Origin of the sequence: Tenacibaculum sp. (assembly GCF_048269885.1) — a bacterium.
Lineage (GTDB): Bacteria > Bacteroidota > Bacteroidia > Flavobacteriales > Flavobacteriaceae > Polaribacter.
Genome location: NZ_JBLWTZ010000028.1, coordinates 18,830 through 29,574 on the forward strand (window position 1 = coordinate 18,830; position 10,745 = coordinate 29,574).

The following is a 10,745-nucleotide window of genomic DNA, read 5'->3' on the forward strand; positions in this document are numbered from 1 at the left end:
AGAACAAGAAAATGGCAATTACTAGAAATGTTAAATGTCCTAATTGCGGAATTTTTAACAAGAATAGAGATTACTGTAAAAATTGTAATACATTGATTTCTTTTGAAAAAAGACAAGAGCAAAAAGTTATAGCTTATAAAAAAGAAGAACTTAAAAAAGCGAAAGATGACATAGCAAACCCTAATTTGGCAGAACGATTAAAAAAGCATTCATTCTGGTTGTATCGTATCGTTGGTTGGGTTTTGTATTCAGCGTATTTATTAGTCAGTGCCATTGGTGCTTTAATCGCATGGTTTATAGCCATGGTAGCAGCGGGTTAGGATAAGTGCAGAATAAGATACTTACATATTATTTTATAGTTTCAATAGTTATAGGAAGTCTTATTTATACAGCACAAAGGTTAAGTATCAAACTTCCCTCTTTTATTAATAATTACGTAAACGATTTTTTAATAATCCCTATTGTATTAACAGTAAGTCTCTTTGTGTTACAGTGGAGTAGGAGTGATAAAAGTTGGTGTATTTCTTTAGGATTAATACTTTATATATGTGTATTGTATTCCGTGTTATTTGAGTTAATATTGCCTAAATATCATGTAAGGTATACAGCAGATGTATTGGATGTTGTTTTATATTTTGCAGGAGGTTTTGTATTTTTCCTTTTACAAAAAATGAATAGCAATACATGAAAAATCGATTACTAATTTTATCAGATTTATGGGGAATTACAGGCGCTAGTTGGGTTTCTATGTATGTAAACAGGTTGTCTGATAATTTTAAGGTTGTGTTGTATAATAGCTGTGAATTAGCCGAAATGCCTCAAAAATATTTGTTAGAAGCACAACGACATGCTTTTTTCTTAAACGAAGGAATAGAAAAAGCGGTTGAAAACTTAATAAAATTAGAAAAAGAACAGCTTACAGTTTTAGCTTTCAGCATAGGGGGAACCATAGCTTGGAAGGCTTGTTTAAACGGTTTAGATGTTAAAAGTTTTTATGCTATTTCATCAACAAGATTACGTTATGAAACAGAACGCCCAAAAGGGAAAATAGCGCTTTATTACGGAGGAAAAGATGTTTACAAGCCAAGTGAAGACTGGTTTGAAAACATAAAGCTAACGCCTAGTGTCATTCCACAGAAAGCTCATGAAATGTATAAGGAAGAAGATTTTGTGTCTAAACTATGTTTACAAATAAATAAGAGTTATGAAATCGTCTGAAAAAATACCCAATAAAACAGCTATACGGATAAGTAATGCTATTGATTTTATTGAAGGAAATTTAGATAAAAAACTTGTTTTAGAAGAAATAGCAGAAAAGGCATACTTTTCTCCCTATCATTTTCATAGGCTTTTTAAAGCTGTAACTAAAGAAACAGTAAATGATTTTATTACTAGAAAGAAAATAGAAAAGGCAGCTTCTTTTTTACTAAATAAAAAGAGTAAAACGGTTACAGAAGTATCCGAAATAGTAGGTTTTGCAAGTTTGCCATCATTTTCAAGGGCTTTTAAAAAGTTTTACGGAATGAGTCCTGCTGAATTTAAAAAAGGAAGCTCATTTAAATATAGCAAGATTTGTAAAACAGAAAACAAGAATGGAAAAATAGAAACTCGGTTTGAGCAATACATTTGTAACATACAAACAAACTTAAAATGGATGCAAATGAAAGCTAAAATTGAAGTAAAAAAAATACCAACCTTAAAAGTGGCCTATTTAACACATCAAGGAAAACTGGATGCAGTAGAAAAAACTTACCATAAATTGATAAAGTGGGCGTATCCTAAAGGGCTAATGCAGCAGGAAAATTTAAGAATGCTAACGGTATATCACGATAGTCCGAAAATTACCGATGAAGACAAAATAAGAATGAGTGTTTGTTTAATTTTAAATTCAGAGGTAAAAACTGAAGGAGAAGTAAGTGTAAAAGAAATACCCGAAGCAAAATGTATAGTATCTCGTTTAGAAATTACTCCGTCAGAATTTCAACAAGCCTGGGAAAGTAGTTTTGTGTGGATGAGTGAACATGGTTTTAAAAAAAATGACCAAGATCCGTATGAGATTTTTTACAATAACCCTAATGAACACCCAGAAGGGAAATGTATTGTAGATATTTGTATCCCTGTGGAGTAGAAAGTTATTGTAGTACTATTGATATATGTTGCATAGAGTCTTTTAGGATACTATGCAACACCTCAATTTTATAAGACCGTTTTATCTAGTCGGCTAACGATTCGGGTTAAATGCCGAGTAAGCTATCACTATTATTCTTTATGATAATTCTTTTAGAGGAGTGTTAGGTTTTGAAGACAGCATGCTTCTAACAATAAAATAACTAGCCAATCCACAAGCTATACCTGTAATTACAGCAGGAAAAATAGTATCATCACCTATTCCAACTGTAGAGGCAAATATTACAATACCCAAAATTTCTGCTCCAAACCAAGAGCCTATCATTATACCTTTCCACTTTTTAGGGCTTTCTCCTTTTTCTTCTGCTAATTCAGCTATTTTTTTACCTAAAAAAACGATTGCTAATATTTCTAACATGCTTTTGTTTTTGATTAAATTTTTCTTTTCAATTTTATTTACTGTATACCGTTAATATATATAACAAAGATTACTATGCATTCTTTAATAATAAATAAGAAAGAATATAAGAGCAATTTTTAGTGTGCCAAAGATAAAAAAATAACCATAAAAAGACCGTTGATTCTTTTGGAATGAAATGTCAAGTCTATTAAGGGTATCCTTTTGTTTATAGGAAATAGGAACATTCTAAACCCAAAATATATTTTAAGAGCACGATAAATTTAATGATTATTTTGTGTGCTTAGAGTTGAGCTTAATTAAGTCTGTTTTTTGCGTATTTGAACCTTAATAGAAAAATATTAAAAAAAAAACATTATTTTAAAGTCCTTAAAAATTCTTTCGCGAGAAAATAGACATAAACCTTGAGTGTCTATAAATATGTTCAAGGATTTAATCAATTTAATTAAATCATTATATTATTATGAAAAAACAAATTTTAAACTTGGGAAAAAGATTAAACAAAGAAGATCAACAAGAGATTAGAGGGGGGAGAATGTTTTACGATTGCAACGATTTTTGCCGTTCTAGTTGGAGAGATAGAGATTTCTACATTCAAGATCAAATGGAAAAATACGGTTTAGATTGGTCTCACTGTGTTTGTTAATATTTAATAAGGTATTTAGTATATTAAAGGAAAAAAGTCACCGTTTTAAAGCGGTGACTTTTTAATTTTTAATAGTATGATTAGTAGTTTACATAATCAACAATTTCTAATCCATAACCAATCATTCCTACGCGTTTGGTTTGTTTGGTGTTAGAAACCAAGCGTAGTTTATGAATGTGTAAGTCGTGTAAAATTTGGGCGCCAATACCAAAGTCTTTGTTATCCATCACGACATTAGGAGCTTTCATTTCTCCTTTAGTTTGGTTTTCTTTTAAAATACGAAGCCTGTTTAATAAGTTTAGCGCTTGCATTTGTTGATTAATAAACAAGATAGCACCTCTACCTTCATCATTAACCACCTTAAACATTTGGTCTAATTTTTTATCGGCATTATTAGTTAAGGTTCCTAAAATATCATTGTTTACCAAAGTCGAGTTTACACGAGTTAAAATAGGTTCATTCTTACTCCAAGTCCCTTTGGTCAAAGCAATATGTACTTGATTATTGGTAGTTTGTTGGTAAGCACGAAGACGAAAATCACCAAAACGAGTTTGAATATTGAAGTCTTCTTTCTTTTCAATTAACGAATCGTGTTCCATTCGATATGCCACTAAATCTTCAATAGAAACAATTTTTAAGTCGAATTTTTTAGCAACTTTCATTAGTTGAGGCAAGCGTGCCATGGTACCATCTTCATTCATAATCTCAACGATAACACCTGCAGGTTCTAACCCTGCTAAACGTGCAAAATCAATAGCAGCTTCAGTGTGTCCAGTTCTACGCAATACTCCACCATTTTTAGCTTTTAAAGGAAAAATATGACCAGGTCTGGCTAAGTCAAAAGGCTTGGTATCTGGGGTAATTAGGGCTTGTACAGTTTTTGCTCTATCAGAAGCAGAAATACCCGTAGTAACCCCATTTCCACGTAAGTCTACCGATACGGTAAACGCGGTTTCCATTGGGTCGGTGTTATTGCTAACCATCATTCCTAACTCTAATTCTTTACAGCGAGTTTCAGTTAGGGGGGTACAAATTAATCCGCGGCCATGGGTTGCCATGAAGTTAATCATTTCAGGGGTAATTTTTTCAGCAGCAGCTAAAAAATCACCTTCATTCTCACGATCTTCATCATCAACTACGATAATAACTTTACCGTTTTTAATATCTTCTATAGCTTCTTCAATTGTGTTTAATTGAATATTAGTTGGAGTTTGTGTTGTCATTATGTTGTGGTTTTCCCTTTTTAGAGAATAGGTTTTTTACAGCGTTTCGTATTAGAACAAAAAAACTATTAATATCAAATAGTCCTTTATCTTTAGTAGCTCTAACAGTTAATGTTATAGCCAAAGGTAGCATTAAAAATACACTTAGCCAAGATCCAGTAATGGCTGTAAGCGAGCTTTCTTCGGCTAAGTTTCTTCCAAAAGTATTGGAGAAGAAGTATAAAACGTAAATGGCGATTGCCAAAATCATAGGCAATCCCATACCTCCTTTTCTGATAATAGAGCCTAAAGGAGCACCGATAAAAAAGAGTAACAAACAAGAAAGTGAAAAGGCAATACGATTGTAAAACTCAATATCGTAGAGGTTTAAATACTTTCGTTTGTTTTTTAAAGTGTCTTTGTTAGACTTATTATTGTTTATAGTGCGTTCTAATTTTGAAGTAGCTATTGAAAGAATATTTCGTTTTTCTTTTAACACAAAGTTATCAAGAATGTTTAACGAAAGTTCTTTGTTTATTAAAGAATCTGGGTATTGGTGTAAATCTTCTACATCAATGCTTAAAAATAAGTTTTTAGCTCTACTACTAACAAAGGCATCGTAATTTTGCTTCATCATTGGCAAAGTATCCTTTAGTTGTGCCAAGCTTAACATATTGTAGTTCGTTTTATATTTTTCATCTTCTATATCATCATTACTAAACGAAGAGATATCAATGTTAATAGTGTATTCTTCAAAGTCGGCGTACGAAGCAGGCATTCTTTCTCGTTCTTTAAAAGAAGCTCCGTTTTTTAAATGATGCTCAAAATAGTATCCATCTTTTAAAACTAAGGTCATGTAGCGACTGCCTTCTTCTGAAAGAATTTCACCACTTTTAGCGGTAATAATTTTATTATTCCCTTTTTTTGAAGATAAATCGTAAATCATAACTTCTTTTAAAAGATTGTCTTCTTTACCGTATTTCTCTTTAAATTTTATTTGAAAGTTAGGAATTTCAGTATTAAAGCTTCCAGCAACCAAAGCAATAGCAGGTTGTTTCTTTTTAATGTTTACCTTCATGTTTAATTGCTTAAGCATGGCATATGGATACACATAATTAAGAAACAAAAAGTTAATACCACTTAAAAAAATAGCTAAGAAAACAATAGGGCGTACCATGCGCTGTAAAGATACTCCAGCAGATTTTGCCGCCGCAAATTCGTAGTTTTCAGACAAACCACCTAGCGTCATAATAGAAGATAATAAAACACCGATGGGCAAGGCTTGAGGAGCTACAATTAGGGTGGTATACCACAAGAATTTTAAAATAATTGCAACACTAATACCTTTACCAGCAAAATTATCAAAAGCCAACCACAACGCTTGCATTACCAATACAAATAAAATGATAAAGAAGGTTGCTAAAAAAGGAACTAAGAAGCTTTTTAATATATATCTGTCTAATGTTTTCACAGATGCAAAGGTAGTAGGTTAGAGGCATATATACACAAAAGTTTTGTTAATGATTTTTTAAGTAAATCACTAACAAAACTTTTAGGTAAGTTTTTAGTCGATGTAGTATCCTTGCTGAGCGTACTTACTTCTATCGAAAGTAAAAAGTTGAGCCGATATAGGTTGGTTGCTTTTAAATTTGGTAATTGTAAAGGTAGTTTCAGCACCGTTAGAACCTATTTGTGTTAATTTGTAGATATGTTTTGTTTTAGCATCAATTCCTAACTGTACTTTAACAATGTCAGAGTTACTATCAATAGGAGTAAGATCTATATATTGAACTTTACGTCCGTTACTATTTTTTAATGCTCCCATTTGGTAATTATAGCCTTCTTTGTAAAAAGTCAATAATTTTGAAGGGTAAATAAAACCGTCTTCTTCATCTAAATTACCGTTGTTAATGCTAACTTCTTTTTCGTCTTGGTTAATAACCACTAATTTTTTTCCATCAAAAATAAAAGTATTTCCAAGGTAATCTAAGTTGTACTTTTCACCCGATAAGGTAATTTCACCTCTTATTGGTGGGTCGTTGGTTATGCCTGCTTCTTTGTTAATTAAAGAAGAGTTAAAACCAATAACCATATTTCTGTAGGTTCCCATTTTATTTGAAACTTCGTCTAGCAATTTTTTTGCTTCTGAAGAGTTGGTTTGTCCCATAGCGCTAATGCTAATGCATAATCCAATAAATAATAATCCTATTTTTTTCATCGTCTTTCTTATTTCCACTTTCGGAATAGTTTATAATTATTAATTCTTTTCATTCTCTAATAATTGCTCTAAGGCAATTAGATCGGATACAAGTACTTGTCGTGCTTTACTACCTTCGAAAGGTCCTACAATACCAGCAGCTTCTAATTGATCGATCAATCTACCTGCACGGTTGTAACCTAACTTTAATTTACGTTGCAATAACGATGCCGAACCTTGTTGTGCAGTAACAATAACTTCAGCTGCTTCTTTAAACAGTTTATCTCTGTCTGCAATATCAACATCAAGATTTGTGCCACCTTCTTCACCAACGTATTCTGGAAGTAAATAGGCTTCAGGATAGGCTCGCTGAGAGCCAATAAAATCGGTAATTTTTTCTACTTCAGGAGTGTCTACAAAAGCACATTGAATACGTATAATATCATTTCCTCCTGAATACAATAAATCACCTCGACCAATTAATTGATCTGCTCCAGGGGCATCTAAAATAGTTCTTGAATCAATTTTAGAAGTAACTCTAAAGGCTATTCTAGCAGGGAAGTTAGCTTTGATAATACCTGTAATTACGTTAACGGAAGGACGCTGTGTTGCTACAATTAAATGAATACCGATGGCACGTGCTAATTGAGCTAAACGCGCAATAGGAGTTTCTACCTCTTTCCCGGCGGTCATAATCAAATCAGCAAATTCGTCAATTACCAATACGATGTAAGGTAAAAAACGATGTCCGTTTTCAGGGTTTAGTTTACGAGCTCTAAACTTAGCATTGTATTCTTTAATATTACGAACCATGGCATTTTTAAGCAAGTCGTAACGATTATCCATTTCAATACATAAAGAGTTTAATGTATTTACTACTTTAGTTGTATCGGTAATAATAGCTTCAGAATCATCTGGTAATTTCGCTAAGTAATGACGCTCTATTTTATTGAATAGTGTTAATTCTACTTTTTTAGGATCTACCAATACAAATTTTACTTCAGCTGGGTGTTTTTTGTATAGTAGTGATGTTAGAATAGCATTCAATCCTACCGATTTACCTTGTCCTGTAGCACCAGCCATTAGTAAGTGAGGCATTTTAGCTAAATCGATAACAAAAGTTTCGTTTGAAATGGTTTTACCTAAGGCAATAGGGAGTTGCATTGGTGATTCTTGGAACTTTTTTGAAGCAATTACCGAATGCATTGAAACAATAGTCGCTTTTTTATTAGGTACTTCAATACCAATGGTTCCTTTCCCTGGGATAGGAGCGATGATACGTATTCCTAAAGCTGAAAGAGATAAGGCAATATCGTCTTCTAAGTTTTTAATTTTTGAAATACGAACTCCCGCTTCAGGTACAATTTCATATAAGGTAATGGTTGGACCAACAGTTGCTTTTATTTGTGCAATACCAATTTTGTAGTTTTTTAAAGTTTCTACAATTTGATTTTTCTTAGCTTCAAGTTCAGTTGGGTCAACAGAAATGCTTTCGTTGTATTCTTTTAGTAAATTAAAAGAAGGAAACTTAAAGTTTCCTAGTTCTAAGGTAGGGTCAAATTCACCAAAATCTTTGAGTAATTGATCAGATAAATTTTCAGAAACACTTTTTTCTTCTGCAATTTTTTCAATAGCAACCTCCACTTCTTTTTTACTATCTTCTGTTATTTTAGCTGTTGGTTCGTTAATAGGGGTAATGTCTAAAGAAATCTCTTCTTTCTTTTCTTTATTTGAAGTTTCATCTACACCAGAATAATTAGAGATAGTTGGTTGTAAATTTTCTAGAGATAATTCAAAGTCTGACTTGTCTTTTTTAGGTTCTTCTGTAAGAGTAACCTTGGTGTCGCTATCTATGTGAGTATGAGTATCGTTTATAATAGTAGAATCGTCGCGAGTTACCTTTGTAGGGTCTTTTGGGGTATTGACTTTTTTCTCTTTGTTAACTTTTACCTTTTCACTAATTGCTTCAGGAGTAATACTAAAACGAATGATTAGGTAGGCAACTAAAAAGAAAATAAGTAAAATAGCTAGTCCTGTTTTACCTAAAAAAGTTTGTAAGTAGTCGTTCAATTCAAAGCCTATAATTCCTGATAAAAGTGCATGTTTTTTTTCAACAAAACCAAGAGCTGTGGCAAACCAAAGCATAATAAGAATAGCCCAATTCCAAGAGGTTATAATTCTTTTTAAATTGGTTTGTAGTAAAATTCTGGCACCTGTTAAAAACAATGTTATAGGTATGATAAAAGCTCCCAAACCAAAACCGTCATATACAAGAAAGTTGCTGAGTTTAGCGCCTATTTTACCTAATAGGTTTTTAGTAGGAACTGTTCTATCGGCAAATTGACTAAGGGTGCTTTGGTCTTCTTGCCAAGAGAAGAAAAAAGAAATAAAAGCAACAGTTAAAAATATAGAAAACAGTACTAGAAAAAAACCTAAAATAGTTTGGTTTTGTCTGTTTGAAAAAAAGGTTTTTATCCTTTTAATGATAGAAATTTTTGGCTGTTTTTTTTGAACAGTTGTCTTCTTTTTTGCCATGTATTTTTGTTAGAAATAAATTGAACGCTACAATATAGCTATTATTTTAGGAAGGTAAATTATCCCAGCAATAATTAATGATATTACTGCAGCAAATGCAGGAGCACCCGCAGCAATATCTTTAATAAAACCTATTTTTTTATGATAATCAGGATGTATAAAGTCCGCTACTTTTTCGATGGCAGTATTTAGGGCTTCAGCTACTAAAACAATTCCAATAGCTAAGGTTTGAGCCATCCATTCGGTTGCAGATATATTAAAGTAAAATCCGAGGATAGTAGCAGCAATAGCAAATGAAAGCTGGGCTTTAATGCTATCTTCTGTGGTGATTAGCAACCACATTCCTTTTGCTGCAAATTTAATACTTCGTATGCGTCCTTTTAAAAAGCCGTCATTCGGATTCTTCATATATTTTTAAAGAGCTTTTAATGCAGCGTCATAGTTAGGTTCATCCACAGTTTCGTTTACCTGCTCTGTGTAACTTACAGTACCATTTTCATCAATGATAACAATACAACGAGAATGCAAACCAGCTAAAGGTCCCGTAACAATCTCTAAACCATAGTCTTTACCAAATCGCCCCGCAGCAAAATCAGACAGCATAATTACATTTTCAATACCTTCTGCACCACAAAAACGACCTTGAGCAAAAGGTAAGTCTCTGGAAATACATAACACTTTAGTGTTTTCTAAATTGGCTGCCTTTTTGTTGAATTCTCTAACAGAGGTAGCACAAGTACCTGTATCGACACTTGGAAAAATATTTAAAATTAATCGAGTACCGCTAAAGTCACCTAAGTTTTTAACAGATAAATCCGTTGCAACTAACGAAAAATCAATTGCTTTAGTTCCAGTTTCAGGTAAGTTACCTATTGTTTCTATTGTGTTACCTTTTAGAGTTATTGAAGCCATTTTATATGTGTTTTAGGAACATCAAAAATAAGAATAATTACATAACTTATAAGAATATTCTAAGTTTTCCTTAGGATTTTAATTTCTTATAAAACCAAGAGACAATCTTTTTCGTAGATATGATTAAATAGAAATATATTAATTTAAAAATCATTATTTATGAAAACCTTACACTTTTTTAAAGTAACCGTTTTAGCAGTCGCTTTATTTACCAGCTATAGTATTACGGCACAAGAAAAAACAAAAATGGTTGGAGGAGCAGAAATGTATCCATCAAAAAACATTGTACAAAATGCGGTAAACTCTAAAGATCATACAACATTGGTGGCAGCTGTAAAAGCGGCAGATTTGGTAGATGTATTATCAAGTAAAGGACCCTTTACAGTTTTTGCTCCTGTAAATAAAGCTTTTGATAAGCTTCCAGAAGGAGTCGTTGAAACGTTATTGAAACCAGAAAACAAAATGAAATTACAAACCATATTAAAATACCATGTTGTAGCTGGTAAATGGAGTGCAACCGAACTAGTAAAATTAATAAAAGACAAAGGAGGTAAAGCTACTATAGAAACCGTTAGTGGTGGTAAAATTACTGCATGGATGAAAGGGGGAAATGTTTACCTATCTGACGCAAATGGAGGAAAGGCAAAGGTTACGATTGCAGATGTAAACCAATCTAATGGAGTAATTCATGTAATTAATAGTGTTTTA

General features: G+C 32.3%; 12 protein-coding genes. 5 read left to right on the forward strand and 7 right to left on the reverse strand.

The genetic code is table 11. From position 1 onward, the window contains the following. Positions 1 to 11: 11 nt before the first annotated feature. The 3 genes from ACN0WY_RS15750 (at position 12) to ACN0WY_RS15760 (ending at position 2,128) form a co-directional block, all read left to right on the forward strand. A complete protein-coding gene (locus tag ACN0WY_RS15750) occupies positions 12 to 320 on the forward strand; it encodes a hypothetical protein (protein ID WP_417800968.1) in 309 nt (102 codons plus the stop codon). Between the two features lie 364 nt (positions 321 to 684). After that, entirely contained in the window at positions 685 to 1,218 is a 534-nt protein-coding gene (locus ACN0WY_RS15755; RefSeq protein WP_417800969.1) for an alpha/beta hydrolase, read from the forward strand. Continuing rightward, on the forward strand, positions 1,205 to 2,128 hold the full coding sequence (locus tag ACN0WY_RS15760; protein WP_417800970.1) for an AraC family transcriptional regulator: 924 nt from the start codon (positions 1,205 to 1,207) through the stop codon (positions 2,126 to 2,128). Before ACN0WY_RS15755 ends, ACN0WY_RS15760 begins: the two co-directional genes overlap by 14 nt. A 138-nt stretch (positions 2,129 to 2,266) precedes the next feature. On the opposite strand, the gene ACN0WY_RS15765 is transcribed toward ACN0WY_RS15760, so the two are convergent. Then, positions 2,267 to 2,545 carry a hypothetical protein gene (locus tag ACN0WY_RS15765; RefSeq protein ID WP_417800971.1) on the reverse strand — a complete coding sequence of 93 codons (279 nt, stop codon included), beginning with the start codon at positions 2,543 to 2,545 and terminating at the stop codon, positions 2,267 to 2,269. A gap of 463 nt (positions 2,546 to 3,008) precedes the next feature. Here ACN0WY_RS15765 and ACN0WY_RS15770 point away from each other — a divergent pair, with 463 nt between their 5' ends. After that, on the forward strand, positions 3,009 to 3,191 hold the full coding sequence (locus tag ACN0WY_RS15770; RefSeq protein ID WP_330487244.1) for a hypothetical protein: 183 nt from the start codon (positions 3,009 to 3,011) through the stop codon (positions 3,189 to 3,191). A gap of 80 nt (positions 3,192 to 3,271) precedes the next feature. On the opposite strand, the gene ribB is transcribed toward ACN0WY_RS15770, so the two are convergent. The 6 genes from ribB to tpx form a co-directional block, all read right to left on the reverse strand. Next, positions 3,272 to 4,414, reverse strand: coding sequence for a 3,4-dihydroxy-2-butanone-4-phosphate synthase (gene ribB, locus ACN0WY_RS15775; protein ID WP_417800972.1), 1,143 nt, complete (start codon positions 4,412 to 4,414; stop codon positions 3,272 to 3,274). After that, positions 4,392 to 5,864 carry an LptF/LptG family permease gene (locus tag ACN0WY_RS15780; protein WP_417800973.1) on the reverse strand — a complete coding sequence of 491 codons (1,473 nt, stop codon included), beginning with the start codon at positions 5,862 to 5,864 and terminating at the stop codon, positions 4,392 to 4,394. The genes ribB and ACN0WY_RS15780 overlap by 23 nt, the downstream gene beginning before the upstream one ends. A 93-nt stretch (positions 5,865 to 5,957) precedes the next feature. Continuing rightward, positions 5,958 to 6,611 (reverse strand): outer membrane lipoprotein carrier protein LolA, encoded by a 654-nt coding sequence (locus ACN0WY_RS15785; RefSeq protein WP_330487241.1) that lies wholly within the window; start codon positions 6,609 to 6,611, stop codon positions 5,958 to 5,960. A 39-nt stretch (positions 6,612 to 6,650) separates the two neighbouring features. Further along, a complete protein-coding gene (locus ACN0WY_RS15790; protein ID WP_417800974.1) occupies positions 6,651 to 9,125 on the reverse strand; it encodes a DNA translocase FtsK in 2,475 nt (824 codons plus the stop codon). Positions 9,126 to 9,152: 27 nt separating this feature from the next. Beyond that, positions 9,153 to 9,533, reverse strand: coding sequence for a diacylglycerol kinase family protein (locus ACN0WY_RS15795; RefSeq protein ID WP_330487239.1), 381 nt, complete (start codon positions 9,531 to 9,533; stop codon positions 9,153 to 9,155). Positions 9,534 to 9,539: 6 nt separating this feature from the next. Next, positions 9,540 to 10,037: a thiol peroxidase gene (gene tpx, locus ACN0WY_RS15800; protein ID WP_330487238.1), complete on the reverse strand. Its 498-nt coding sequence runs from the start codon at positions 10,035 to 10,037 to the stop codon at positions 9,540 to 9,542. 159 nt (positions 10,038 to 10,196) lie between these two features. On the opposite strand from tpx, the gene ACN0WY_RS15805 reads away from it, so the two are divergent. Further along, the coding region (locus tag ACN0WY_RS15805; RefSeq protein ID WP_417800975.1) for a fasciclin domain-containing protein at positions 10,197 to 10,745 on the forward strand (549 nt) is incomplete at its 3' end.

What these genes read in the sequence shown, in the direction of transcription:
- tpx (WP_330487238.1), bottom strand. Translation starts at nt 10,037, where the DNA reads ATGGCTTCAATAACTCTAAAAGGTAACACAATAGAAACAATAGGTAAC.
- ribB (WP_417800972.1), bottom strand. Translation starts at nt 4,414, where the DNA reads ATGACAACACAAACTCCAACTAATATTCAATTAAACACAATTGAAGAA.
- ACN0WY_RS15795 (WP_330487239.1), bottom strand. Translation starts at nt 9,533, where the DNA reads ATGAAGAATCCGAATGACGGCTTTTTAAAAGGACGCATACGAAGTATT.
- ACN0WY_RS15765 (WP_417800971.1), bottom strand. Translation starts at nt 2,545, where the DNA reads ATGTTAGAAATATTAGCAATCGTTTTTTTAGGTAAAAAAATAGCTGAA.
- ACN0WY_RS15755 (WP_417800969.1), top strand. Translation starts at nt 685, where the DNA reads ATGAAAAATCGATTACTAATTTTATCAGATTTATGGGGAATTACAGGC.
- ACN0WY_RS15750 (WP_417800968.1), top strand. Translation starts at nt 12, where the DNA reads ATGGCAATTACTAGAAATGTTAAATGTCCTAATTGCGGAATTTTTAAC.
- ACN0WY_RS15760 (WP_417800970.1), top strand. Translation starts at nt 1,205, where the DNA reads ATGAAATCGTCTGAAAAAATACCCAATAAAACAGCTATACGGATAAGT.
- ACN0WY_RS15770 (WP_330487244.1), top strand. Translation starts at nt 3,009, where the DNA reads ATGAAAAAACAAATTTTAAACTTGGGAAAAAGATTAAACAAAGAAGAT.
- ACN0WY_RS15790 (WP_417800974.1), bottom strand. Translation starts at nt 9,125, where the DNA reads ATGGCAAAAAAGAAGACAACTGTTCAAAAAAAACAGCCAAAAATTTCT.
- ACN0WY_RS15785 (WP_330487241.1), bottom strand. Translation starts at nt 6,611, where the DNA reads ATGAAAAAAATAGGATTATTATTTATTGGATTATGCATTAGCATTAGC.